Consider the following 24646-nt stretch of genomic DNA (forward strand, 5'->3'; position numbering starts at 1 on the left):
CTCCGTCGATCCTCTGGTGAAACGATACTTCAGATCGCCGTGAGAGGCTTTTGTTTTCTTTTGCTGACTGCTGCCATCAGCGTTCCTTGAATGCACGCGACATGCTGTCGGTGATCGGTTTCGTCAGATACTCGAAGAAAGTGCGTTCGGATGTCTGGATCAGCACGTCGGCCGGCATGCCGGGCACCGGATGGAAGCCGTGAACCCGGCTGATCTCGTCGTCGGGTATTTGGACACGCACGATATAGACATCCTTCACCTGCTGGCCGGCATTTTCCTCGATCGAGTCTGCGGAAACGTAGAAGACGTTGCCGTTGAGCACCGGCGTCGTGCGCCGGTTGAGCGCCGAAAGGCGTATGGCCGCCGTCTGGCCCTCATGCAACTGGTCGATCGACGTGCGCAGTACCTGCGCTTCGATGATGAGCGGCACATGCGCGGGCAGGATTTCCATGATCGGCTTGCCGGTGGTGATGACGCCGCCTGCGGTGTGATAATAGCTGCGCACGACGGTGCCGTTGACCGGCGAGCGGATGACCGTGCGCTCGAGGACGCCTGCTGCTTCGCGAACCTGCTCGCGCACGCTGTCGAGCTCGGATTCGGCAGTTTCCAGCGCGTCGAGTGCGGCCTGCTTATTGGAGTTGACGGCGATGACCGCTTCCTGACGGAACTTGGCGACTTCCGCCTCGCTTTCATTGAGCTCGCCCGTCAGCCGCGATATATCGCCCAGTGCATCGGCCATGGCGCGTTCGATCGCCAGAAGGTCGGTCTTGCGCATATAGCCGACCTTGACGAGACGCGCCTTGGAATCGCGCTCTTCGGTCAGAAGAGACAGCTGGCGCTCGAAGGCCTCCTTCTGGCCGTTGTATCCCTTGAAGCGGTACTCCAGCGATTTGATGTTCTTATCGATGAGGTTGAGCTGTTCTTCCAGCTTGATCTGCTTGCTGTGGAAAACAACGTTCTGGCTCTGGATGATCGCGTTGACGTCTGGGTCGCTCGCCTCGGCCATGACGATGTCGGGTATCTTGAATTGGCGGGCGCCTTGGGCCTCGGCGCGCAGCCGAGCCACCACCGCTTCAAGGCGCAGGCGCCGCAGCTTCAGCATCCGCTCGTTGGAGAGCGCGGCCGTCGGGTCGAGTGTCACCAGAACATCGCCTTCCTTGACGACATCGCCTTCGCTGACGCTCATTTCCTTGATGATACCGCCTTCGAGATGCTGCACGATCTTGTTGTTGCCGGTTGCGACGAAGCTGCCCTGCGCGATGATTGCGGAGGCAAGCGGTGCGGTTGCCGCCCAGAAGCCGAAGCCGCCGAAGGAAGCGAAAAGGACGCCGAGCCCGATGATGCTGTGATAGCGGATGGAGCGCGGCACCTCGCTGTACCATTCGATCGGGTTGCCGGCCGGTTGCGGCTTTTTACTCACCATTGTCGTTACCTTCGATACGCGGCGGCTGCCGGCCGTTACTCTTGGAAAGCGCTTCCATGACCTCGGTACGCTCGCCGAACATGGCGACGGAGCCCTCCTTCAGAAGCAGGATCTTGTCGACGCACTGAAGCAGGGCGGGGCGCTGCGTGATCGTTACCGTCGTGATGCCCTTTTTCTTCGCATGGATGAGGGCACGTGCAAGCGCTGCCTCGCCCTGCGAATCGAGGTTGGAGTTCGGCTCGTCGAGAACGACGAACTTCGGATCGCCGAAGAACGCACGGGCAAGCGCGATACGCTGTTTCTGGCCGCCGGAAAGCGGAGCACCATCGGCGGCAACGATCGTCTCGTAGCCCTGTGGGAAGCTCGCGATCAGCTCATGCACGTCGGCAAGCACGGCCGCCTCGTAGATCTGCTGGTCTTCGACGTCGTCGCGCATGCGCGATATGTTGGCCTTGATCGTACCGGGAAAGAGCTGAACGTCCTGCGGCAGATAGCCGATGCTTTCGCCGAACTGCCGTTGGTCCCAGTTGCGCAGGTCCATGAGGTCCAGGCGCACGTTGCCGGAAGTCGGCAGGATCGAGCCGACGAGCATCTTGCCGAGCGTCGTCTTGCCGGAGCCGGAATTGCCGATGATCGCCAGCGATTCGCCCTTCTTCAGGGAGAAGGAGATGCCGTTCAGGATCACCTTCTTCTGCGGCGGCGGTACGAAGAGAATACGCTCGACATCCAGCCGGCCTTCCGGATTGGGCAGCCGCAGCCGCGGAAAGTTCAGCGGCGAGGTGATCAGCAGCTGCTTGATCCTGCCAAAGGCAGACGCCGACTTGTTGAACTGCTGCCAGCCTTCGATTGCACCTTCGATCGGCGCCAGCGCGCGGCCCGAAACGATCGAGGCCGCAATCACCATGCCGCCCGTCATCTCGCCCGAAAGCGACAGATGCGCGCCCCAGCCGAGCAGCGCGACCTGCGTGATCATGCGGCAGGCCTTCGAGACGCCGGAAAAGACGATATTCCGGTCCTGCGCCGAGACATGCGATTTCAGCGAGCCGGCCGTCTCTCGGCCCCACATCTTCACCGCCTCGGGGATCATGGAGAGCGCATTGATGATCTGCGAGTTGCGCGACATGGAATCGAGGTGGAAGTTCGCGCGGCTGAGATAGCCGTTCGCCTCCGCGAACTGCCGCGCCGTGAACTTCTGGTTCAAATAGGCGATGACGAAGAGCACTGCGCAGCAGGTCATAATGATGAGACCGAGATGTGGATGCACCAGATAGACCACGACGACGAAGAGCGGCATCAGCGGTGCATCGAGAAAGGCGATGAGCGTGCCAGAGGTCAGGAAGGACCGCAATTGCTGCAGATCCTGCAGCGTCTGGTAGTCCCTGCCGTTGCCGTGCAGCGATGCGCGAGCGGCGGCACTCAGGATCGGCGCCCCGAGTTGCACTTCGAGCTCGACCGCCGTGCGCATCAGAATGAAGCGCCGGATCGAATCCATGAAGGCCTGCAGGATGACGGCGCCCAGAACGGCAACCGTGAGCATGACCAGCGTATCGATCGAACGGCTCGTGAGCACGCGGTCGGAAATCTGGAAGAGATAGAGAGGGATCGCAAGCAGCAACACGTTGATGGCGATCGTGAAGGCCATGACGATGACCATGTTGCGCCGGACAGCTGCGATACCCCTTGCGAGACTAACGGCAAAGTTCACCGGTTCGCTGCGCTTGTGGAAGCTGGCGCCGCCACCGCCGCCACCGCCACCACCGCCAAAATCGGGGGTCTTGCCGTTGTTGCCGCCGTCGTTACGCTGGCGGCGCTCGTTCTCCCTGATTGGCCCGCGATTGCCGTCGATCGTCTTGCCGAAGGGAATTGCGGGATTGGCCTTTGCCTCGCTCTGATCACCCGGCGTCTTGAGCGGCACGATGGGCGTGTCAGGCGTTGCCTTGGCAACGGTTTCCCCGGCCTTCGCCTGTTTTGTCGACCGCTCAGGACCTGGGATGGCGCGCGAGCGTAGCGGGATCAGCGGGACCGTCTCCTCGGCAGGATATTCGATCGGCTCAGGGGCTTTTTCGGCCTTCGGCTCGGCGGGCGAAACGGACTGGGCCGGCGCCGTGCGGTTCTCCGTGAGCTTCCGCAGGCTCGCAACGGCTTCGTCGATCGCCGACATGCAGGCAACCGTCAGCGTTTCGTCGACGCGGCCGGTACTGCCAAATCTGAGCGAGCGATCGGCGGAAAGCGTCTGTTTTGAAATATGATTCACGTAACGTCTCCCTCTGGCTCCGGTTAGGCGACGACGGTTTGCATTACGTCGGCCGGTTGAGCCAGCGTCCATGAAAGGTCATGACCTGCGTTGATGACCGCGTCCTCGGATCCACCAAGCGGCTCGTCCTCCCCGAGGAATGCGATAACTTCATTGGCGAGATGATCGCTGTTCGGCTGTGGCTGCGATGTGTCGTGCTCCACCAGGCCGCCCTGGATCAGGATGGCATCCGAATAGAGCTGACCGGCAAGGTAGGTCGTCTGGCCGAAGCTGTCGTAATCGGTAATCTGCGCGATGTTGACGACCGCATTGCTGCCCGTGTCGATCGTTATATCGGCGCCCTGGTTGTGCTCGAGAATGTTCGATAAGGCCTGTGTCACGTCGTCGGAATCGCCAAGGATGCTCACCTGCTTGATGATGTTCACATCGTAGAGATTGCCGGTGATGTAGAGGACGTTGAGGCCGATATAACCTTCGAAATTGCCGTTATGCGATAGCCCCGACGGCATCGCCGCATCGCGGTCCTCGATTGCCTTTTGCGTCTGCACCACATAGTCGGGCATCGCTTCGAAACGGTCGTTTGCGCCGACGTTATGGATAGATGCGAGGTTCCAGATCAGATTGTTGCCGGATTGCACGGTGGCTCCCGGAGCCCCGTCCTCGGCGCGCACCCAGTCGTTGTCGTAGAGCAGGGCGATCTGCGAAATGACATTCATGTCGAGAATGTCGCCGCCGACGATGATCAGGTCGTACTGCATGCCGATGCCGAGGAAGGAGGCAAGGTTGACGGCGGCATTGCCACCTGTCAGCACGGTTGCCTCCGAACCGGTCGTCGTTACGGTCATCGTGTCGTTGTCGCTGATGAAGTGATACTGCTCGATCCAGTTCACGAAGGAAACATCGCCTTCGATCACGCTGACGCGCCATGCGGTCGGAAAGATCGTCTCAGCCGCCGGTTCTGCCGTGTCCGGCTTTCCGTCGTCGTAAGTGCTGCGCTCGAAAATCGCGATGTTGTTCGCAACGGTCGTCGCGCTATCGTCATGATTGAAGACGGAAGCGATCTCGTCGCGATCGCTGTAGACGTAAAACTGCGAAATCGCATCGATCTGATGGTAGTTGCCCATCACGGCGATAACTGGCGATATGATCGCCGTCTCGGTGATCTCCACCACGTTTGCAAGCACATTCGCGCCTGCGGCCACATCGAGGCTGTTTTCGCTGCCGCCGTCCTGTTCCACGGGTACGTCGCTTTTCTCAGGCTCCGTGGGCGGCGTTGCGATCCCGCGGTCGGGCATGAAGTCGTCGATCGAAGGCGCTTCTTCGACGAGCTGACCGTTCACATAAGTATAAGTACTAATGCCGTCGATCTGGTTGTCTGGGAGTACGATGATCTGCGGTTCGCCGCTTTCCATCGTCGTGGCGCTGCTCTCGCGCGCCGCCTGGATGTACTCGTGGATATCGTCCGCGATCGCCCGCAGGCCCTCCTGCGTATCGACGCGATCATAGGAAGAGAAGGGCGTAAAGGCGTCCGCCTTCTCGCTGAATTCCATGAGGCGGTGTGTGACGAAGCTCGTGTCGCGCAGCTCCGGCTGATCGCCGGTCATATTCAGGTGGTCGTCGTCGATCAGCATATTCGCCTGGGCGACATGGCTGATGACCGAGCCTGGTCCCTGGAAGACTTCGAGTTCTTCTTCCTCCTCCTCGCCGGGAAGGTAGACATTGGCGCCGAAGTGTGGAGCGCTGAGATCGCGCGATGCAATCTCGGCCAGCTTCTTCAGGGTCTCTTCGAATACGCCGCCGAAGTGGCGCGGATCTCCGTAGTTAATATCATAGCTGACGGATCGGTAATCGACGCCTGGATCGTAATCTTTCAGCTGAAGGTTCGAAGTAAAGGCCGGGCTGAAAGCCTCGTCCTCTGAAAGCGAAGGATCTGCTTCGCGCGGACGGGCGCCGTCCAGGTAATTGCTTCGCATCCGCGCTTCGTCGGTTGCAGCGCCGAATAAGCCGATAAAATGGGCAACGATTTCCGAAATCTTCTCTGCATGCATGACGGCCCCCCGGTTCAACACGGTGTCCGGCCCGAAAGGCAGCAAACTCATCGATGACGAGCTATTCTTCTCAGCCGCTTCTCAAGCCACCAAACTGCACCGGCGGATTGCCGGTGCAGTTTGTTTCCGCACTGGTTGGAGGTCAGGCTCCAGAGTCTGCGTCGTCTCCCGCCAGGTTGCCGCCTACGACGCTGCTGTCGAAGGTGTTGGAGAGCAGGTTGGCGCCCTGAACGACTTCCAGATGGAAGCCGGAATTGGCAATGATCGCCGAAGCGTCTGCCGTGCTCGTGCCGGTGACGTCGTCGCCTGCGCCGCCATCCCAACCGCCGTCGCTGATGTCGATGCCTTCCGAGCCGAAGGCCTTGCCGCCGTCCGCTTCGAGATGGTTGCGGGCCCCTTCGTTATCCATCTTGATGTTCCAGGCACTGTCCTGGTCGGCAAGATGATTTGCCTGGACAGCGCTGAAGCCGTTGCCGCCAGCACCGAGCGAGCCGTTGAGGATGTTGTCGACATCAAGCGTGAACGAGAAGTTGTCACCGATATTGAGGTTGCCGCCGGCGATCCCGAGGTTGTCGAAATCCTTGACGTCTTCAAGAACGGCGAAGTCTGTGTCCGTCTTGTTGAAGCTGTCGGTCGTCGTCGTATTGTGGCTGTTGGTATCGGTGATCGTCTTGATATCGGTGTCAGTATCCGTGATCGTCTTGATATCGGTATCGGTAATGGTCTTGATGTCGGTGTCCGTCTTGGTGCTGGTGAACGTGTCGTTGTCGCTGTACGACTTGCTGTCGTAGCTCCAGTCATAGTCGGTCTTGACGTCCGTATCGGTGATAGTGGTCGTCTTGGTGTTGGTGATGTTGTCGTTGTCGCTGTACGACTTGCTGTCGTAGCTCCAGTCGTATGAGTTGTCGCGGTTGTCGCCGTTGTTGGCATCGACATCGATCTTGGAGTCCACGTCCACATCGACGCTGCTGTCGCTGTTGTTGCGGTTGTCGCCGTTTGCCACACCGCCGACATAGCCAGTGGAGCCGTCATCTACGTCAGTATCGTTGATTGCAGTATTGGCGAAGCCGTCGGCAAGTGCGCCGACATTCGTTTCATCGCCGCCATTCGGATAATTGTAGCTCATTTCGCATTTCTCCAAAAAAATTCGGAGCAGCTTTCGAAATCCCTTTCATCTCAACGGGATTTTGCTCGCGCTTGCTCCGATACTGTTACAGATCGGCAGATGTAAGCACTACCTTGTCACCTGCGTTTGATGTTCCGGTTTGTAGATCAAACCCTCATTGAACTGCGCGTTACTAAGTACAAAGGCGCAGGTATCCTGATCCGCAATTGTAAGATTGCAGACTTGATGCACTTATTTCTTTGAGTTTACCCCAGCTAAGGCGCCGCGATACCGCAGACACTAGGTGGTATTCGACGCCTCCCATGTCGCCATTTGGCAACGATGCGACTGTGGCCGAGAAAATATTATGTTGATAGATACCAATTCGGGCTAGCGAATCAGGAATTACTGCAAGCAGCCGGAAGTAATCATGGAAAATAGACCAGCGAAGCACTCGGGCATCCAGTCGCGCCCTCGCATACTGATGCCGCAAGGCCGCTGGCCTGGCGTTCCGAAGGTTCAGCTTGCTGGTTTTGCGGCCAGAACGTTTTCATAAGTAACTTCTTAGTTCGCTGCCGCGATGGTAAAATACCAAAATTAGTCTGTCTTTTATATTGGCACACAAATACCATTTCGAGGCAAAAATATTGGAACATATAGCCCACAAGTTAGCTGTACTTACGCCGATACAACCGGAACAATAGGAAATATCACTTTAAATCTGCAAAAACTAACCCATTTGGGCCATTTATTTTCGTATCTGTTCATATTACCATAATTAAGAAATGGCTAACTAACTAAGACGGAAATTTTTAGGGCACACCTCTTTGGGTGTTTTCACATTATCGCCCAAAGCATCTGTAACGTGTAACGCTATGGGGAGGCGTAAATGTTCATGACGGCGTCAAAGACGGGGGATGCCGACCAAAGCCGAAAGTTCGGCCCGGCCGGAGATACAATACTGGTCATTGCAAATGCGGATTTGTTCTCCGAATGCCTGGCAGAGGCTTTGGCGAAGAAATTCGCAGGCTGCGAAGTGGTGAGCAAGGGCTATTCAAAAGCCATGCTGGAAAACGACGCAAATGACGCCAAGCTCGTGCTCTTCTATCATATAGCGGGCCCCGAGCTGAACGAGGCGCTTCAGGTCGTGCGGGAAAACCACCCGTCGACGTCGATCGGTCTCGTCGTCGAGGCGATCGACATGCTGGAGCCCTATATAAACCGGCTGGTCGAAGCGCGGGTCATCGATGGCGTGCTGCCGCTCAATCTCCGCCTCGACGTGTTCATGGCGGCGGTCGACCTTCTGATGAAGGGCGGCGAGCATTTCCCCTCGGCGCTGCTTAACCGGCTCACGGCCGCGCAGCCGGAAAAATCGCTTTACGACACGAAGTCGGTTGCTGCAGCCGGTGCCGGCACTTTGAGGCTTCGCCAAGGCGATCTTTCCGCGCTCACCACCCGCGAAGTCCAGATCCTGGATCTGATCTGCAAGGGTACGCAGAACAAGATCATCGCCGATGAGCTGCACCTTTCCGAAAACACAGTGAAGGTTCACGTACGCAACATCTATAAGAAGATGAATGTCCGCAACCGCACTGAGGCCGCTTCACGCTTCTTCAACAATGAAGCCGGCAACGCATCGGGCAGGTGGCGAAACTAGACCCTCAGGGTCGTCAGGTGGCCGGTCGCGCGAAGCAGCGCGACTTCTGGCCGAACCCGCTCGGCGTGCAGATCCAGGGCGCGGACCCATAATAAACCTTGGACCCCGCGCTCACTGGCGTCGCTTTGTTGCTCGCCACCGCATAGCTGTAGACCTTGCTGCTGCGCGGCACTTTGGTAACCACGGTTTTTGCCGGCTTTGCATTGGACGCAAGTGCCAGGTCGTCATCGACGGCCGCACATGAAATCGGTCCTGCAGCGATGAGCATTAGCCCAAAAGCTAGCGCAGTCCTGCGAACGGCATCCGACGTCCGCATTCCGGTGAAATCGAAGTTCCGCATCGCTCGTTCCCCTCAACAAGGCAGCCTTTTGCCTGCCTTCCGCTCCCATGTCTAGAACGTATTGGTTGAGCGAAGCTTGCATTGTCGATTCTATAATCAAATCCAACATGGTTAAGCATGATTAAACACGCTTATATCAACTGTATTACAAGAGTAATCAATTCGAAATAGCCCACGCTTTTCATATTGACGGAATATAAAAGCCTAATATCATCAACCATAGATAGACTTGAATTGGCGGGTTAGGCCAAAAACTACTCGGATAGCTCAAGTATTTATCTATTTTGCTTCGGAGTAATTCTGGAGACTGAAGGAGATCTATTAAAAAATAAGGATCAGTGTTCTTGGTCCTATTGGGAAGGGGTTTGTAATGCGTAGTTTCGTTCCCAACGAAATATGTTCCGGTTATGATAATCTATCGGGCCGGACACCGAAGAAAGTGCTCGTCAACGGAGGCGCGGGATTCCTCGGCTCCCATCTTTGCGAGCGGCTTCTCAAGGGCGGCCACGAAGTCATCTGTCTGGATAATTTCTCGACCGGCCGCCGATCCAACGTCCACCATCTCCGGCCATTTTCACGTTTTCGGATCATCGAGCACGATGTTCGCAGTCCCTTTGACGTGGATGCGGCGCTGATTTTCAATTTCGCGTCTCCGGCCTCTCCGCCGGATTATCAGCGCGATCCGGTTGGAACCTTGCTCACCAATGTGCTCGGCGCCGTCAATGCGCTCGATCTCGCACGGCGCAACGGGGCGACGATCGTGCAGTCCTCGACCTCCGAGGTCTACGGCGATCCGGAGCACACCCCGCAGCGGGAGAGCTATTGCGGCAACGTCAACCCGGTCGGTCCGCGTGCCTGCTATGACGAAGGCAAGCGCAGTGCCGAGACGCTGTTCTTCGACTACCATCGAACCTACGGCGTCGATATCCGGGTCGGGCGGATATTCAACACCTACGGGCCGCGCATGCGTCCGGATGACGGCCGCGTGGTCTCGAATTTCATCGTCCAGGCGCTGCAGAACAAGAACATCACCATTTATGGCGATGGCTCGCAGACCCGTTCCTTCTGCTATGTCGACGATCTGATCGAAGGGTTCCTTCGTTTCTCGAACGCCAGGAAGAAATGCACCGGGCCGATCAATCTCGGCAATCCGGCCGAAATCCCGGTGCGCCAGCTCGCCGAGATGATCCGCGAGATGACGAACTCGCGCTCGCGTATCGTTCATCTGCCTCGGGTCACAGATGACCCGAAACAGCGGCGGCCGGATATCTCGCGGGCCCAGGCAAAACTCGGCTGGCAGCCGCGTGTCGCGCTGGAAACCGGCCTTGGAAAGACGATCGAATATTTCGAGGCACGTCTTTCCGCGGCAAAGGTAGCGGAGGCCGTATGAGATGTCTCCCTACATCATCGTCACGGGTGGTGCCGGCTTCATCGGCAGCCACATCTGCAAGGCGCTGGCCGGCGCGGGGTTCACGCCGGTCGCATATGACAATCTCTCGACCGGCCATCAGGATGCCGTTCGCTGGGGACCGTTGATCGATGCCGACATCGCCGATGTCGGCTCCCTGAAAAAGGCGCTCGGTAGGTTCGAGCCGGTATGCGTCATCCATTGCGCGGCGAATGCCTATGTCGGCGAGTCGGTCGCAGACCCGCGCAAGTACTATCGCAACAATGTTTCCGGCAGCCTTGCGCTTTTGGAAGCATGCCTGGACCAGCAAGTCGATCGCATCGTCTTTTCGAGCAGCTGCGCGACCTATGGCATTCCGGCGGCATTGCCGATCCGCGAGGAGATGGTTCAGCTGCCCGTCAATCCATACGGACGAACGAAACTGATCTTCGAAATGGCGCTGGAGGATTATGCCGCCGCCTATGGCCTTCGTTTCGTGTCGCTGCGTTATTTCAATGCCGCCGGCGCCGATCCGCAGGGCGATCTTGCCGAGCGTCATGAACCTGAAACGCATCTCATCCCGCGGGCGTTGCTGGCGGCTGCACACCGTCTGCCGTGCCTGGAGGTTTTCGGCAATGACTACGAGACCGAGGATGGCACCTGTGTTCGCGATTACATCCATGTCAGCGATCTCGCGCAGGCCCACCTTGCCGCCGTCGACTACCTTGCAAGCGGCGGCGAAACGCTGCGAGTCAATCTCGGCTCCGGCCATGGCACCTCCGTCGGCGAGATACTGAGCGCCATCCATCGCATCACCGGACACGAGGTTCCCGTTCACTACGATATCCGCCGTGCCGGCGACCCGCCGGTGCTTTTTGCCGATACCGCACGGGCGCGGGCGGTTCTCGGCTTCACGCCGCAGTTCTCCGACATCGACACGATCATCCGCACGGCGAGCCCGACCTTCGGTCTGGAGGTACGCGCATGAACGTGGCGCCATTCGTGACCAGACAGAGAAGGTCGACGGCGGCTCGTGCTGCTAGGCAGGACGCGCTCGAGCCCATCTTTGCAGGCTGGAGCCGCGCCGCCTACTGGTTCGGCGTCGCCTGCTGGCTCGCCGCGCTTGCCTATTTCTGGACATGGTGGCTGCAGCCCGCCCATGTGATCTCAACGCCGGCATTCATCATGACGACGGCGACCGTTGCCTGGGTCACGCTGATCCCGGCCTATTTCATCTTCATCTTCGTCAATGCGAAGCGGATGAAGCCTTCGGCAGCCGTCCCCCTGGGCCGCATCGCCATGGTGGTCACCAAGGTGCCCTCCGAGCCCTTCGAGGTGGTGCGGAAGACATTGCTCGCCATGCTGGATCAGAAAGGCGTCGAGTTCGATATCTGGCTCGCCGACGAGGATCCGGCGGAAGAGACGAAGCGCTGGTGCGCCCGGCACGGCATCTTTATTTCGACGCGCAAGGGCGTTGCCGCCTATCACCGGACTGAGTGGCCGCGCCGGACGCGCTGCAAGGAAGGCAACCTTGCTTATTTTTATGATCGCTACGGTTATGACCGCTATGATTTCGTGGCGCAGTTCGATGCCGACCACGTACCGGAGCCGACCTATCTGCAGGAAGTCATGAAGCCCTTCGCCGATCCACGCGTCGGCTATGTCTCGGCTCCCAGCATCTGCGATGCGAATGCCGCCGACAGTTGGGCCGCAAGAGGCAGGCTCTATGCCGAGGCAAGCCTCCATGGTTCGCTTCAGGCGGGTTACAATGGCGGCTGGGCGCCGCTCTGCATCGGCTCGCATTATGCCGTGCGCACCGCAGCGTTGCGTGAGATCGGCGGCCTCGGGCCGGAGCTTGCCGAAGATCACTCGACGACGCTGATGATGAATGCCGGCGGATGGCGCGGCGTGCATGCGCTCGATGCGATCGCCCATGGCGACGGCCCGGCGACGTTTGCCGATCTCGTCGTCCAGGAATTCCAGTGGTCGCGGAGCCTGGTGACGATCCTGCTGCAATATTCGCGCACTTACGTGCCGAAGCTGCCGCTGAAGCTGAAGTTCCAGTTCCTGTTTTCGCAGATCTGGTATCCGCTGTTTTCGGCGTTCATGGCGCTAATGTTCGCCTTGCCGGTCTTGGCCTTGCTGACAGGTCACGTCTTCGTCGGCGTCACCTATCCGGACTTCCTGCTGCATTTCTCGCCGCTGTCTCTTGTGCTGATTGCGCTTGCTCTCTTCTGGAGGCACAGCGCAACGTTCCGGCCATATGACGCCAAGCTTTTCGGCTGGGAAGGCATTGCCTTCGTTCTCCTACGCTGGCCGTGGTCGCTTGCCGGAAGCCTGGCTGCGCTGCGCGATCACGTCACCGGCTCCTTTGTCGATTTCCGCATCACGCCAAAGGGCACGCAAGCGCAGAGGACGCTGCCGCCGGTCGTTCTGCTTCCCTATGTGCTGCTGGCGGGTATTTCCCTTGCCGCGATGGTGCTGGCACCTGCCGAAGGCGCTGCCCGCGGCTTTTATATCTTCGCCGGCATCAACGCCGTGATCTATGCCGCGCTGACCATGCTGATCGTCGCGCACCACGCACGCGAGAACGGCTTGCCGTTTATGCCCCGCTCACGCGGTCTAAGGCTCGTGGCGGCCAGCGCGCTGACGCTTCTTGTCGCCGGCAGCGGCGAAATCCGCCTGCACGGCCTGAGCAGCCTCGAAGCGCTGTCGCATGGCCAGGGCATCGTCAGTTTCACGGAAGCAAAATTCGCAGTCGCAGGCGCCGGTCTCGGCGGCGGCAAGACGCGGATCGTCAAATTCCGCTTCAAGTGGAATGGGTTCCGGCAGCAGGCTGCCGCAGGATCAAAGAGAGTGGAGCCGAGCGCGTAGAGTCAAAGCCATGTCGGCGGGTGCGCTTCGGTTGAAGGAGGGTGCAATGAGAATAGGAACAAGAACATATGGCGCGGCGGCTGCCGTCCTTAGCCTGGTACTTTGCTTGCCGGGCGCGGCGGCGGGAGCCGAAGCGAAGAAAGCGCCGATGCCGCTCAGCGCCTACGAACTCTACCAGCTCTATCGCGACAAGACCTGGACCTGGGGCGCCGGCGGCGGCCGCTTCATGGACGAAGGCCGCCGCTTCGTCGCCTGGACGAACGACGGCGGAAAACAATGGGTGGCCGAGGGCCGGTGGGCCGTCGACGATCTCGGACAGATGTGCATGCGCGCCACCTGGACGAACGAACAGGGCCCGGCCCGCGTCAGCACCTGCTTCGGTCACCGCAAGATCGGCAGGGTGATTTATCAGAAGCGCCAGCCCGACGGCAATTGGTACATCTTCCGCCACGCCTCAGCGCGCGCCGGCGATGAATATCTCAAGCTCGTGCCGGCCGACACCGTCAGCGCCAATGCGGATGCCTACAGGCAGAAGCTGATGGCTCGCAGGTAAGAGGAGAAAGCCATGAAGAAGCTAAGGGAAAGAATAGTCTCGGCCACCGTGATCGCGCTGCTGCTGTCGGTCGCAGCTGACCCCGTAACGCCTAGCCTGGCGCAGGAAGCAGCTGGAGTTCCAGCACCCTTGAACCAGACAATCGTTGACAAGCGTCCCGTTCTGCATGCGGACGGCATCAAGTTCGGCGCCTATGACCCGCACGGCGATTTCACGTCGCAGCAAGGTGTCGCGACCGAACACCTGTTCCTGCCGTGGGAAGACGTCGATCTCGAAACGCTGAAGGCGGCAGACGCCTATGCGCAGGCGAGGGGACGCAACCTGCTGATTTCCGTCGAACCCTGGTCATGGGATGTCGACTGGCGGCTGACCTCCGATGAGCTGCGCCAGAAGGTCCTACGCGGCGATTACGATGTCAACATGCGTGCGATCGCCCAGATGATCACAAGGCTCAAGAGCCCGGTCATCGTCCGCTGGGGGCAGGAAATGGAAGATCAGAACAGCCGGTTCTCCTGGGCTGGCTGGAACCCGCGCGACTATGTCACCGCATACCGGCGGATGATGGATATCGTGCGTGCCGAGGCACCTGGGGTGGAAGTGATGTGGTCGCCGAAGGGACTGGACGGACTCGATGCCTACTATCCGGGTGACGATTATGTCGATCTCGTTGGCCTCTCCGTCTTCGGCCTGGAGCCCTACGACACACTCGCTTATGGCGGTCCGCGTGACTTCCGCCAGGCGCTGACGGACGGCTACCGCCGAGTCTCGGGATACGGCAAGCCCATCTGGGTAGCCGAACTGGGCTATGAAGGGAGAGACGCCTACATGCGGCCGTGGATCGATACCGTCACGTTGAAGCACAGCGATTTTCCGAAACTGGAAGAAGTCGTCTATTTCAACGACCGCGACGTCCATGCCTGGCCCTTCAATCTCGGCCGTCCCAACTGGAGGGTCATCAAGGGCGACGAGACGAACTAGGCGTCATCGACCAAGAGCTGTGGATGGCTAGCCCGGTTTCTCACGACTGCACCGGGCTGGCGCAGGCCAGCAGAAGTGGATTATAAGCGAGCTATCGACCCCGATCTGCTGATAGGCACGCCCGGCATGACACACTCTGGCTCGGTGATCGACTGGCTTCTCCACTCCGACCCATCGATCCGATGGCAGGTGATGCGCGACCTGATTGACGCCCCGGAGCCGGAGTGGGCGGCGGAGCGGACGAAGGTGGAGACCGAGGGCTGGGGCGCCAGGCTTCTTTCCTACCAGGACGAGGACGGGCAATGGGCGGGCGGCTCCTTCGTCCCAGCCGATTTTGATTCTCGCGAGTGGAAGGAGCACGGTCAGCCGTGGACGGCCACGACCTTTTCGTTGTCGCAGCTGCGGGAGTTTGGTCTCAATCCATCGTCGGATCGGGCCAAACGAACTGTCGAATTGATCGGCGCTAACGCACGTTGGGATGAGGGCGGCCAGCCCTACTGGGAGGGCGAAGTCGAGGAGTGCATCAACGGCCGGACCGTTGCCGATGGCGCCTATTTTGGGGTTGACGTCTCGTCCATTGTCGACAGGCTGGTAGGCGAGCGTCTCGCTGACGGCGGCTGGAACTGTGAGAGGCTCAACGGCTCGGTCCGCTCGTCATTCGCCAGCACGATCAACGTGCTGGAAGGGCTCCTGGAGTACGAGAGAGCCACGGGGGGTACGCGTCAATCTCAAGAGGCTCGTAAGTCTGGCGAGGAGTATCTCCTGGCGCGCAACCTCTTCCGCCGTCTCGGCACGGGTGAGCCGGCAGACGAGCGGTTTCTGCGCTTCCTGCATCCGAACCGTTGGCGCTACGACGTCTTGCGTGCGCTCGACTATTTCCGCTTCTCTGCGATGTTGACCGGCGCCGATCCCGACCCGCGACTTGGCGAGGCTATCGGCCACGTCCGTTCCAGACGCCTGGGGAACGGCACCTGGCCCCTCGACTGGAGCCTGACGGGGCGGGTGTGGTTCGAGGTCGACGACGGGCAGGGCGAGCCCTCGCGATGGGTGACCCTCCGGGCGATGCGGGTGCTTAGGTGGTGGGAGAGTTAACCGATCGGGAAATATTCCCACCAGGCCCACGAACGTTTCACCAAGTGAGAGATCGAGGCTGCTCGTTTCGCTGGCGCGCAAAGCCTGGGGCTGACAGGGCCTAAAACGAAAACGGCGCCAAAGCGGCGCCGTTTTTGGTGTATCACGCCTGCCGCGATCAGCGGAACGAGCGGGATGCGATGTTGCGGATCTCGTAGCGGCTGATGCCGATGTCGGAGAGCGTCTGGTTCGAAAGGTTGCCCAGCTCATTGAGCGTGCGGCGGTAGCTAATCCAGCTCTTAGCAATGCGGATCGGGTTCATTGTCATCTTCCTTAGAACGTTGCCTCGCGGGCGGCGCCATCGCCGTCTCTGCGGTTGACATTCATATAGTGGATCCCGGTCATATTGTGCAGTGCAAAGAAAAGGCATCTGCTATGCATTTGTGCAATGTGGTGCACGATAAATACGCAGGAGCCATTTTTTGAGCGGTAATGAGAAGGCGTTTTTCGCTGCAACTGTTGCGAAAGTTAAATTTGAACAAAAGAAAACGCCCGTTGCCGAAGGCACCGGGCGTTTTGAAGGAGGAGATCAGCTTGGGAGGACGCCGATCGCCTTGAATTAGCGGCCAGAAGCCTCGCGAGCAACGCGATGGATGTCCGAACGGTCGATGCCGAGGTCGTGCAATTCGCGGTTGGTCATGCGGCCGAGTTCGGTAACCGTCTGACGGTACTTGCGCCAGTTGTTGAACGAGCGTGAGAAGTTCATTTTAATCCCCTTTCCGAGGGCTTGCCATCTGCCAGCTGCTGCCCATCAGCGCTGGCTTGCGTTTGATGACCAGAATATATGTTGCGCCGCGAAGAACTAACAGAGACAAGATTTCATTCCACCTATGCATTCGACGCAAGTCTCTGGCGGGAAATTACGTGATTCCGCCGCCTTCTGGTCAACGAATAGGCAGAATGTTTTTTGGCGGGCATGCATTAAGCTCGATTTGCTCAAATCGCCGTCAGCCGGCCGCTATGGCCGCTCTCATATTCGAACCACCACCATCTCGCCCTTCGACACAGTTTTGGTATTGGCAAGGGGCCGGCGCGTTTCCCAAACCGTCGGAGCCGGCGTTTCACGACTTGGCGAGGGTCTCGGCGAAATCCTTGCAAACTGGCAGGCTAATCGTTTTATGCCGCGCGAACCAAAACGCCCACCGGGGGAGGATCCGGTGGGCGTCATGTTGGTGACTGACAACTGGGAGGAGGAGTGTTGTCAGTCTATCGGAGGGCGCTGGGAGGAGGAGTGCGCTGCTCCGAATTTCGTTGCGGACATCATCTGCTGGCATCCGGTAAACCGGGCCGGGCTGCCATACCCGCGCTTCTTGATGGTCAATATAGTATGACTAATGATTATTTTGCAGTGCAATATTTTCATGGTGGCCATGCGTTTCATGCATGCCTTGTCTGCAACGACTCTATACTAGCTCGCTGCTGTTAATGCCCGGTTAATTCCGTACCAAGTTCGCACAGTGAAGTATCTTGAACGGCATAGGTTCGGGAGATTGCGAAAGAAGCTGCTCCGTCTATAAGATTGATGGGAAAGCCGCTGGAATCGGCACGGAGGCAGGCATGTATCGGGGTCGGTTGGAGCGGGATCTGTCGCTCTGGGTGGAAAAGGGTCTGCTGCCCGAGGCGATGGCGGAATTGCTGCTTGTCGAATATGACAGCCGGCCTGCAAGTTTCAGTCTCGGCAATGTGCTGATGGTGCTTGCCGCGGTCTTGCTTGCGGCGGCAGTCCTGCTGCTCATCGCCTCCAACTGGGAGGCGATCCCGCGGCTGGTCCGCGTCGGCGCGATCCTCGCCCTGATCTGGGCTGTTTATCTCGGCGCCGCACTATTGTTTGCCCGAGGGGCTTCGGCGGTTGCGAGCGGCCTCCTCGTCGTCGGTGCCCTGAGCTTCGGCGGCGCGATCTCCCTCATCGGCCAGATGTATCATCTGTCGGGTGACGAGCAGACTGTCATGTATCTCTGGTTCGCGGTCGCGACCGTGTCTGCCGCGCTCTTCCGCTCAGGTGCCGTGACTGCCATAGCCGGCTTTCTGTCCTGGGCCTCATTCGCTGTCTATCTGACGGACTACGGCGCGCGTTGGGTGGGCTTCGATCCCTGGGCGCCGCCCGTCATGGCCGTGGTCATTGTCGCACTGGTGCGCTTTACCGGCGCCGATCGTGCACGGCATCTTGCCTATCTGCTTGCTGTGGGCTGGCTTGCATGGCTCTACACCTTGCATGAAGATATCCGGATGGCGTTCGCCTTCGTGCTTTGCGGCATGGCCGCGTTCGTGGCCGTCAGCCTGCCGCCGCTGCGTGGCCTTGCATTCATAAGGACTGCGGGTGCTGCGCCGGCCTTTTACGCATTCTTGGTGGCGGCAGTCGGATTGCTGTTGCTCAACATAGAGCACGATGAAGGCTGGCCGCTTGTTGTGGTCGGCATGGCAACGCTCGCAATGGCCGTGCTTGCGATCGCGCTGCAGGGCCGAGACAACGGCGCCGTGCGCTATCTTGCCTACGCCACCTTTGCCGCCGAGGTTTTCTATCTTGCTTCCGTCACAGTCGGTTCGATCCTCGGAACGTCGAGCCTCTTTCTTCTGTCCGGTCTGCTGGTGGCGATCGTCGCCTGGGTGGTGATCCGCCTCGAGAGACGTTTCGGTGCAAGGTCGACGGAGGTGACGGAATGAATGCGTTGTCTTCAAAACGTCAATCGGGCAGGGCTTACCTGATTGCGGCGGTCATTGCTGCCGCCCTCCAGACCATCATTCTGGGATACATAATCGAAAGCCGCGCGGCGATCCTGCGTAGCGGCACCGAAGTCCTGCTGAAGACGACACCTGTCGATCCACGTGATTTCCTGCGTGGCGACTACGTCGTGCTGAATTACGAGATTTCGTCGGTTCCGGCACAGACGGTGGTCGGCGAACTGCCCACCGTACCGGGCGAGCAGACGCTCTGGGTCCGCTTGAAAAAGCAGCCGGACGGCTTTTGGGCAATCGCCGAATCGTCGTTCCAGCCGCTCCCCGAGGCAGCGGAAAGCGCCGTGCTCAAGAGCCGTCCATTTTACAGCTACGGTGTGCGCACGGCCGACACGATCCGCGCCGAATACGGGATCGAACGCTATTATGTGCCGGAAGGCCAAGGCAAGCCGCTGGAGGAGGCCCGGCAGGACGGCAGCGTTTCGATTGCTGCGCGTATTTCAAGCGATGGCACGGCTCAGATCCGCAGCTTGCTCGTAGACGGCAAGCCCGCCTATGAGGAGCCGCTTTACTGACTTTGGCGAAATGCCAGGAGAGGGGCCTTGCAGCCCAAAAAATCCCTGTCATTTGGCCTTCATTTTTCCTTTGCCTCCACCAAATCGGGTGATATAGAGACGCCGCGCTCCGGAAGGCCTCATGTGCAGGCAAATGCATTGCGGTTTTGCGAACGCGGGTATGGTGAAATTGGTAGACACGCCAGATTTAGGTTCTGGTGCCGCAAGGCGTGGGAGTTCAAGTCTCTCTACCCGCACCAAAGCTGGCTTGCAGGTGGGAGGACCGGGATAGGTCGCCCCAATTACCCGGCAGGATGGCGCCGTCCCCCCTTGGGTGGGATGCATTGGAATCTGACAAAAGCCACGCGCGGCAATTTTCCGGCGTCGTGCTCATCGAAACGAACGGCGTCTGGGCACGGCCGCCACGAAATGAAGGTAGGAAGACATGCAGGTTATCGAAACGCTCGCTGAAGGGCTGAAGCGCGAAATCAAGGTCGTTATCCCGGCCAAGGACATGGAAAACAAGATGAACGAGCGCCTTGCCGACGTAAAGGACAAGGTGCGCATCAATGGTTTCCGTCCGGGCAAGGTCCCGGTCGCCCACCTCAAGAAGGTCTACGGCAAGTCGATCATGGCCGATCTCGTCAATGAGATCGTTCGCGAGCAGCCGACCCAGATCCTTTCCAGCCGTGGCGAGAAGTCCGCCACGCAGCCGGAAATCGCAATGACGGAAGACAAGGACGAAGCGGACAAGATCCTCGCCGCTGAGCAGGACTTCGAATTTACGCTCTCCTACGAAGTTCTGCCGCCGATCGAACTGAAGTCCGCCGAGGGCATCAAGATCACTCGCGAAGTTGTTGATATTTCTGACGAAGAAGTCAACGAGCAGGTTCTCAAGGTTGCCGAAAGCGCCCGTTCTTACGAAACCAAGAAGGGCAAGGCTGCCAATGACGACCGCGTCACGATGGATTACGTCGGCAAGGTCGACGGTGAAGCCTTCGAAGGCGGCACCGATCAGGGTGCTGAACTCGTCCTCGGCTCAGGCCGCTTCATCCCGGGTTTCGAAGACCAGCTCGTCGGCGTCAAGGCTGGCGACGAGAAGACCATCACTGTGACCTTCCCGGCCGACTATCCGGCAAAGAACCTGGCCGGCAAGGAAGCCACCTTCGACGTCACCGTCAAGGAAGTTGCTGCTCCGGCCGACGTGGAAATCAATGACGAGCTGGCAAAGAAGCTCGGCCTCGAATCCGCCGATCGCCTGAAGGAAATCGTCCGCGGCCAGATCGAGTCGCAGTATGGCTCGCTGACCCGCCAGAAGGTCAAGCGCCAGATCCTCGACCAGCTCGACGAGATGTACAAATTCGAGACCCCGAAGTCGCTCGTCGAAGCCGAATATAACGGCATCTGGAGCCAGGTGAACAACGATCTCGCTCAGTCCGGCAAGACGTTCGAAGACGAAGACACGACGGAAGAGAAGGCCAAGGAAGAATACAAGACACTCGCCGAACGCCGCGTCCGCCTCGGCCTCGTCCTCTCCGAAATCGGCGAAAAGGCCGGTGTCGAAGTGAGTGAAGACGAAATGCAGCGCGCGATCTACGAGCAGCTGCGCCAGTATCCGGGCCAGGAGAAGCAGATCCTCGAGTTCTTCCGCAGCCAGCCGGGCGCCGCCGCTTCGATCCGCGCGCCGATCTTTGAGGAAAAGGTCATCGATCATCTGCTGACCGAGATCGACGTCACGGACAAGAAGGTCACCAAGGAAGAGCTGCTCGCCGACGAAGAAGGCGAAGGTTCAGCCAAGGAAACCAAGAAGGCCGCGCCGAAGAAAAAAGCAGCCGCAAAGGCTGAAGCTTCCGAAGGCGAAGAGGCCGCTGCTCCCAAAAAGAAGGCCGCTCCGAAGAAGAAGGCCTCCGAAGGCGACGCCGAGTAATCGGTTCTTTAAGGACTGAAATTTAAGGCCCTGCCGGGTTCGGCGGGGCCTTTTCTTTGGGCGGCAATGCGAGAGCTGTGCTGGGCAGCGCTGGCCGAATGAGGCGGGCGGCTCAGAGTTCCGACTTGATGTCGCCCATGCGGTTCCAGGCGTCGAGGCCGGCGATTTTGTAGGCTTCCGCAAGCGTCGGATAGTTGAAGGTATTCTCGACGAAATACTCGACGGTGCCCTTGAGGTTGAGCACCGCCTGGCCGATATGCACGAGTTCGGTCGCCCCTTCGCCGACAATGTGAACGCCGAGCAGACGGCGTGTCTTCAGTGAAAAGATCATCTTCAGGAGACCGGTTTCGAGGCCCATGATGTGACCGCGCGAGGTCTCGCGGAACCGGGCGATGCCGCATTCGTAGGGAATGCCGCGCTCCTTGACCTCTTCTTCCGAAAGGCCGCAGGTGGAAATCTCCGGCACGGCATAGATGCCGTAAGGAAAGTATTTCGGAGGCTCCTTGGCGATCGCGCCGATGGCGACGCGGGCGGCGATGCGGCCCTGCTCCATCGAGGTCGAGGCGAGGCTCGGAAAGCCGATGACGTCGCCGGCGGCATAGATGTTCGGCACCGAGGTCTGGAAGGTTTCCGGATTGACCTTCAGTCGGCCGCGGCTGTCTGCCTCGAGGCCTGCGGCGGCAAGGTTGAGCGCGTCCGTCGCCCCCATGCGTCCGGCGGCAAAAAGCACCATGTCTGTCGTCAGGTGGCGACCGTTGTCGAGCGTCAGCGCGACTTTGCCGTTGTCGAGCGTCTCCACCTTGTCCGCCTTCTGGCCGAGCAGCAATTTCATGTTGCGGTCGCGGAGCTGGTAGGTGAAATCCTCAACGATCTCCTTGTCAATGAAATCGAGCATGGTCGACTTGGGATCGAGCAGGGTCACGGCCGTATCGAGGGCGCTGAAGATTGTCGCATATTCGATGCCGATAACGCCTGCGCCGATGACGACCATCGAACGCGGCAGTTCCTTGATATCGAGCAGTTCGTCGCTGTCGATCACGCTCTTGCCGTCGAAGGGGATGTAGTCCGGGCGGAATGGCTTGGTGCCGACGGCAAGCAGGACGCTGGCGCAGCTGACCTGCATGGTCTCCCCGTCATCCTTGATCACCTGCAGCGTCGAGGGATCAACGAAGCTTGCCCTGCCGCGGATATGCTGGACGCGGTTGCGGGCGAACTGGTGCTCGAGCACTTCGACCTCGTGGTCGAGCGTGATCAAGAGGCGGCGGCGCAGATCCTCGGCGCTGATCTCTTCCTTGACGCGATAGGCACGGCCGTAGAAGCCGCGCTCGCGCCAGCCGGAGAGATTGAGAGCCGTCTCCCGCAGCGTCTTGGAAGGGATGGTGCCGGTATGAACCGAAACACCGCCGACACGCTTGCCCTGTTCGATGACCAGGACCTTCTTGCCGAGCTTCGCAGCCTGGATGGCGCCTCGGCGTCCCGCCGGACCGCTGCCCACAACAACAAGATCGTACTGAAACATGGCTCGGCCCCGGAATTGGAATTTGGAATCATATATTGCGACGCAAAATGTCGCTCATCCACGGGTAGCTGGTCAATGTTACAGATTGTCTTTCGGCTACTGTCAGGAATTGCCGAAAACGAAGGTCTCCAATTTCTCGAACGTGCGATCCATCGCGAAAGCGCGGCTGAACGGGAAGGGCAGGTGCCCGTAGAGAAGCGACAACTGGCCCTCGGCAGCCTCTTCGTCCTTGCCGGCGACGGCGGCCAGATAGAGAGCGGAGGCAAGCCCGGTGCGATCGGCACCGGCGCGGCAATGGATCAGCAGCGGTTTCGGCGCGTCCCGCATGATGGCGATGAGGTCCTTGGCCTGTTCCGGGCTCAGTTCCCTTCCGGCGGACATTTTGAAGTTGATATGGACGATGTTCAATGCTTTCGCCTGCTGAACCTCGTCGGCGTACCATTTGGAGCTGTCGGCTTCACCCCTGAGGTTGAGGATCGTCCTGATGCCATACTGTTTTTCAAGCTCTGTGATTGATTGGGCGGACGGCTGCGACGAACGGTAGACTTCGCCGGCAACGACCGTTGCGAAATTGTCCGTTGCCTGCAGATAAAGGAAATAGCCGCCTGCGGTGAGCAGGAATAGGCCGAAGAGCCTTAGCGCTGCCTTCCCGTAGCGTGGCAGGAATTTTATCGTCATCGAATGCCTCTGCCCCGGAACGCTACCTGCGAGGCAGCATGCGCTCATTGCGACCCGAAGCTGACAGACACCTGAATGGTGGCGCTTTTTAAGCGTCTGCCCCTCGATTGGCGGCAGGCCCGTCCTTGCCGATAATGATGTGGTCGTGGTTATTCAAGAACTTCTGCTGGGATTGGCTTCTGTTCGGCAAAAATTTTTGACCTTGTCAAGGATGGCAGCGACAACGTGCGCCCAGCTGTTCGCACGCTTTCGAGGCGAAGAAGCTCGGGTCCCGCGCTGCCGCGCCCTTCAGTCTTCAATCAGTTCCCTCGCACCAAAAGGGTGTGGGACGATGGGACCTGCTGAGATGGCGTACGACAACTCTTCTTCTGCGACGCAGCATCGCCGATGTGAAGGAAGACGCCCTTCGACCGCGGCGCGGAAGATCGTACCAAAACCAGATCGGTGCTGCGCCACTATCGTTTCGAGACGGAGGGGTCTGCGATACGATCCGTAAGGCGGCGCAAAACCATACCGCCGTGGTGCAAGGTATTTGCGTCGACGAAGTCGCCATCGGCGGTGAAGCCGGTGTCGTCCCAATATTCGATATGTGTGCCGGTCACTTCGTAACGCCCTTCATAGGCGCGTTCGCGTTTGCCGCGTGCTTCGACATAACGCCCGCTCGGCAGGAGTTCGTGGCGGACATGGCCGTCGTCGGTCACCCACATGCCGGTATACGGATGGCTAGCCTGCAATTTGGATTCCTCGGCTTGTACGGATTCACTCAAGAGTGTGGCGGTCAACACGATTGCAAATGCATGCCGCATGATCGGGCTCCTAAACATTTATTTTATATCTTGGCTGCCGGAGCCGAATTAGGTTCTGCATGGGCCTGGGGTCCGGCTGTCTTGGCGGCTGACGATGCCAGAGGCCGGCCCACAGGCGAACTCATGACCGCCGGCTATTGCGCACGCGGCTCGTTGTTCTCGACAACCTGCTGGTAGGCGACGAGATCCAGAAAGGCCTCGGCCTCGACGACAGAGCCGTCCTTCATCCGGAATATCCAAACGAACTGATTGCGATAAGGTGCTCCCGAGGTTGTCGTGGCCGTGCCGTCGAAGCGGATGATGACCATGTCTCCATCGGCCATGATGTCATGCACCTCCGGCAACACAGGGGTCGTGAGACGGCTGACCAGGGGGGCAGAGGCTCGCTCGACGAAATCCTGGAGACTACGGTAGGTGCCGGCTACGGGGCCGGAGCCATGGATTGTCCAGACGACGTCGGGCGCGAGAAGCTCTGCAAAGACGGAACCGCCTGCACGCCATTTCTCAAACGCCTTGCGCACGATGGCCTTGTTCTGCCTCTCGATATTGGTCTCCTGGATCTCGACACGGGCGTCCGGCGCGCTGGTCTCGGCATGCGCCGGTCCGATGCTGGCCAAGAATGCTGAGGCGACCAGCAGTTTGCGGCCCGCGGCGGTGAGGCGATCGGTCAGTGAGGAAAGGGTCATGGAATCATTCCTTTCTTGGGTTGCTGAAAGGCCGCTGTCTGGGCAACCGCCTT

Annotated in this window: 22 protein-coding genes and 1 tRNA gene; 12 read left to right on the plus strand and 11 right to left on the minus strand. The window is 59.3% G+C overall.

What is annotated here, in order from left to right; translation table 11 throughout:
- Positions 1–76: 76 nt before the first annotated feature.
- The 4 genes from QA644_RS07100 to QA644_RS07115 all read right to left on the minus strand — a co-directional run bounded on the left by QA644_RS07100 (position 77) and on the right by QA644_RS07115 (position 6851).
- Positions 77–1423, minus strand: coding sequence for an HlyD family type I secretion periplasmic adaptor subunit (locus QA644_RS07100; protein WP_074067804.1), 1347 nt, complete (start codon positions 1421–1423; stop codon positions 77–79).
- Entirely contained in the window at positions 1413–3677 is a 2265-nt protein-coding gene (locus QA644_RS07105; protein ID WP_239598994.1) for a type I secretion system permease/ATPase, read from the minus strand. The genes QA644_RS07100 and QA644_RS07105 overlap by 11 nt, the downstream gene beginning before the upstream one ends.
- Positions 3678–3700: 23 nt before the next feature.
- Positions 3701–5725: a hypothetical protein gene (locus tag QA644_RS07110; RefSeq protein WP_283071648.1), complete on the minus strand. Its 2025-nt coding sequence runs from the start codon at positions 5723–5725 to the stop codon at positions 3701–3703.
- Positions 5726–5867: 142 nt separating this feature from the next.
- Positions 5868–6851, minus strand: a complete 984-nt coding sequence (locus tag QA644_RS07115; RefSeq protein WP_239598990.1) for an MSCRAMM family adhesin SdrC — start codon at positions 6849–6851, stop codon at positions 5868–5870.
- Positions 6852–7719: 868 nt separating this feature from the next.
- Between QA644_RS07115 and QA644_RS07120 the strand changes: the two genes are divergently transcribed.
- Positions 7720–8487 (plus strand): response regulator transcription factor, encoded by a 768-nt coding sequence (locus QA644_RS07120; RefSeq protein WP_283071649.1) that lies wholly within the window; start codon positions 7720–7722, stop codon positions 8485–8487.
- A 13-nt stretch (positions 8488–8500) separates the two neighbouring features.
- Here QA644_RS07120 and QA644_RS07125 read toward each other — a convergent pair whose 3' ends face one another.
- On the minus strand, positions 8501–8827 hold the full coding sequence (locus QA644_RS07125; RefSeq protein ID WP_156886407.1) for a hypothetical protein: 327 nt from the start codon (positions 8825–8827) through the stop codon (positions 8501–8503).
- Positions 8828–9197: 370 nt separating this feature from the next.
- Between QA644_RS07125 and QA644_RS07130 the strand changes: the two genes are divergently transcribed.
- From QA644_RS07130 to QA644_RS07155, 6 genes are all read left to right on the plus strand, one after another.
- Complete coding sequence (locus tag QA644_RS07130; RefSeq protein ID WP_283071651.1) at positions 9198–10217, plus strand: UDP-glucuronic acid decarboxylase family protein; 1020 nt, start codon at positions 9198–9200, stop codon at positions 10215–10217.
- Between the two features lies 1 nt (position 10218).
- Entirely contained in the window at positions 10219–11202 is a 984-nt protein-coding gene (galE, locus tag QA644_RS07135) for a UDP-glucose 4-epimerase GalE (RefSeq protein WP_074067814.1), read from the plus strand.
- A complete protein-coding gene (locus QA644_RS07140) occupies positions 11199–13088 on the plus strand; it encodes a glycosyltransferase family 2 protein (RefSeq protein WP_283071653.1) in 1890 nt (629 codons plus the stop codon). Before galE ends, QA644_RS07140 begins: the two co-directional genes overlap by 4 nt.
- A 46-nt stretch (positions 13089–13134) precedes the next feature.
- Complete coding sequence (locus tag QA644_RS07145) at positions 13135–13641, plus strand: DUF995 domain-containing protein (RefSeq protein ID WP_092587260.1); 507 nt, start codon at positions 13135–13137, stop codon at positions 13639–13641.
- Positions 13642–13653: 12 nt separating this feature from the next.
- Positions 13654–14619, plus strand: coding sequence for a glycosyl hydrolase (locus QA644_RS07150; protein WP_283071655.1), 966 nt, complete (start codon positions 13654–13656; stop codon positions 14617–14619).
- 126 nt (positions 14620–14745) lie between these two features.
- On the plus strand, positions 14746–15711 hold the full coding sequence (locus tag QA644_RS07155; RefSeq protein WP_283072345.1) for a squalene cyclase: 966 nt from the start codon (positions 14746–14748) through the stop codon (positions 15709–15711).
- 157 nt (positions 15712–15868) lie between these two features.
- Here QA644_RS07155 and QA644_RS07160 read toward each other — a convergent pair whose 3' ends face one another.
- A complete protein-coding gene (locus QA644_RS07160) occupies positions 15869–16012 on the minus strand; it encodes a DUF1127 domain-containing protein (protein ID WP_074061123.1) in 144 nt (47 codons plus the stop codon).
- Positions 16013–16172: 160 nt separating this feature from the next.
- Between QA644_RS07160 and QA644_RS07165 the strand changes: the two genes are divergently transcribed.
- Entirely contained in the window at positions 16173–16313 is a 141-nt protein-coding gene (locus QA644_RS07165; RefSeq protein WP_283071658.1) for a hypothetical protein, read from the plus strand.
- Here the strand turns inward: QA644_RS07165 and QA644_RS07170 are convergent.
- Complete coding sequence (locus tag QA644_RS07170; protein WP_239598976.1) at positions 16310–16456, minus strand: DUF1127 domain-containing protein; 147 nt, start codon at positions 16454–16456, stop codon at positions 16310–16312. The two genes, QA644_RS07165 and QA644_RS07170, sit on opposite strands and share 4 nt — an antisense overlap.
- Before the next feature lie 851 nt (positions 16457–17307).
- Between QA644_RS07170 and QA644_RS07175 the strand changes: the two genes are divergently transcribed.
- The 4 genes from QA644_RS07175 (at position 17308) to tig (ending at position 20904) form a co-directional block, all read left to right on the plus strand.
- Positions 17308–18411, plus strand: a complete 1104-nt coding sequence (locus QA644_RS07175) for a DUF2157 domain-containing protein (protein WP_283071660.1) — start codon at positions 17308–17310, stop codon at positions 18409–18411.
- Positions 18408–18998: a GDYXXLXY domain-containing protein gene (locus tag QA644_RS07180; protein ID WP_194729585.1), complete on the plus strand. Its 591-nt coding sequence runs from the start codon at positions 18408–18410 to the stop codon at positions 18996–18998. The genes QA644_RS07175 and QA644_RS07180 overlap by 4 nt, the downstream gene beginning before the upstream one ends.
- Before the next feature lie 154 nt (positions 18999–19152).
- Positions 19153–19237 (plus strand) — tRNA-Leu (locus tag QA644_RS07185).
- Between the two features lie 185 nt (positions 19238–19422).
- Positions 19423–20904 (plus strand): trigger factor, encoded by a 1482-nt coding sequence (tig, locus tag QA644_RS07190; RefSeq protein ID WP_283071662.1) that lies wholly within the window; start codon positions 19423–19425, stop codon positions 20902–20904.
- 112 nt (positions 20905–21016) lie between these two features.
- Here the strand turns inward: tig and sthA are convergent, their stop codons facing one another.
- From sthA to QA644_RS07210, 4 genes are all read right to left on the minus strand, one after another.
- Positions 21017–22423, minus strand: coding sequence for a Si-specific NAD(P)(+) transhydrogenase (sthA, locus tag QA644_RS07195; RefSeq protein WP_283071664.1), 1407 nt, complete (start codon positions 22421–22423; stop codon positions 21017–21019).
- 102 nt (positions 22424–22525) lie between these two features.
- On the minus strand, positions 22526–23101 hold the full coding sequence (locus QA644_RS07200) for a dual specificity protein phosphatase family protein (protein WP_074067828.1): 576 nt from the start codon (positions 23099–23101) through the stop codon (positions 22526–22528).
- Between the two features lie 455 nt (positions 23102–23556).
- Positions 23557–23907 carry an Atu4866 domain-containing protein gene (locus QA644_RS07205; protein WP_283071666.1) on the minus strand — a complete coding sequence of 117 codons (351 nt, stop codon included), beginning with the start codon at positions 23905–23907 and terminating at the stop codon, positions 23557–23559.
- A 134-nt stretch (positions 23908–24041) separates the two neighbouring features.
- Positions 24042–24593: a nuclear transport factor 2 family protein gene (locus tag QA644_RS07210; protein ID WP_283071668.1), complete on the minus strand. Its 552-nt coding sequence runs from the start codon at positions 24591–24593 to the stop codon at positions 24042–24044.
- Between the last annotated feature and the right edge of the window lie 53 nt (positions 24594–24646).

Origin of the sequence: Rhizobium sp. CC1099 (assembly GCF_029714385.1) — a bacterium.
Lineage (GTDB): Bacteria > Pseudomonadota > Alphaproteobacteria > Rhizobiales > Rhizobiaceae > Rhizobium.

Coding starts and splice junctions, on each gene's coding strand:
- QA644_RS07150 (WP_283071655.1), top strand. CDS start 13,654: ATGAAGAAGCTAAGGGAAAGAATAGTCTCGGCCACCGTGATCGCGCTG.
- QA644_RS07175 (WP_283071660.1), top strand. CDS start 17,308: ATGTATCGGGGTCGGTTGGAGCGGGATCTGTCGCTCTGGGTGGAAAAG.
- QA644_RS07120 (WP_283071649.1), top strand. CDS start 7,720: ATGTTCATGACGGCGTCAAAGACGGGGGATGCCGACCAAAGCCGAAAG.
- QA644_RS07145 (WP_092587260.1), top strand. CDS start 13,135: ATGAGAATAGGAACAAGAACATATGGCGCGGCGGCTGCCGTCCTTAGC.
- QA644_RS07180 (WP_194729585.1), top strand. CDS start 18,408: ATGAATGCGTTGTCTTCAAAACGTCAATCGGGCAGGGCTTACCTGATT.
- QA644_RS07205 (WP_283071666.1), bottom strand. CDS start 23,907: ATGCGGCATGCATTTGCAATCGTGTTGACCGCCACACTCTTGAGTGAA.
- tig (WP_283071662.1), top strand. CDS start 19,423: ATGCAGGTTATCGAAACGCTCGCTGAAGGGCTGAAGCGCGAAATCAAG.
- QA644_RS07155 (WP_283072345.1), top strand. CDS start 14,746: ATGACACACTCTGGCTCGGTGATCGACTGGCTTCTCCACTCCGACCCA.
- galE (WP_074067814.1), top strand. CDS start 10,219: ATGTCTCCCTACATCATCGTCACGGGTGGTGCCGGCTTCATCGGCAGC.
- QA644_RS07115 (WP_239598990.1), bottom strand. CDS start 6,851: ATGAGCTACAATTATCCGAATGGCGGCGATGAAACGAATGTCGGCGCA.
- QA644_RS07125 (WP_156886407.1), bottom strand. CDS start 8,827: ATGCGGAACTTCGATTTCACCGGAATGCGGACGTCGGATGCCGTTCGC.
- QA644_RS07100 (WP_074067804.1), bottom strand. CDS start 1,423: ATGGTGAGTAAAAAGCCGCAACCGGCCGGCAACCCGATCGAATGGTAC.
- sthA (WP_283071664.1), bottom strand. CDS start 22,423: ATGTTTCAGTACGATCTTGTTGTTGTGGGCAGCGGTCCGGCGGGACGC.
- QA644_RS07210 (WP_283071668.1), bottom strand. CDS start 24,593: ATGACCCTTTCCTCACTGACCGATCGCCTCACCGCCGCGGGCCGCAAA.
- QA644_RS07170 (WP_239598976.1), bottom strand. CDS start 16,456: ATGAACTTCTCACGCTCGTTCAACAACTGGCGCAAGTACCGTCAGACG.
- QA644_RS07110 (WP_283071648.1), bottom strand. CDS start 5,725: ATGCATGCAGAGAAGATTTCGGAAATCGTTGCCCATTTTATCGGCTTA.
- QA644_RS07130 (WP_283071651.1), top strand. CDS start 9,198: ATGCGTAGTTTCGTTCCCAACGAAATATGTTCCGGTTATGATAATCTA.
- QA644_RS07160 (WP_074061123.1), bottom strand. CDS start 16,012: ATGAACCCGATCCGCATTGCTAAGAGCTGGATTAGCTACCGCCGCACG.
- QA644_RS07200 (WP_074067828.1), bottom strand. CDS start 23,101: ATGACGATAAAATTCCTGCCACGCTACGGGAAGGCAGCGCTAAGGCTC.
- QA644_RS07140 (WP_283071653.1), top strand. CDS start 11,199: ATGAACGTGGCGCCATTCGTGACCAGACAGAGAAGGTCGACGGCGGCT.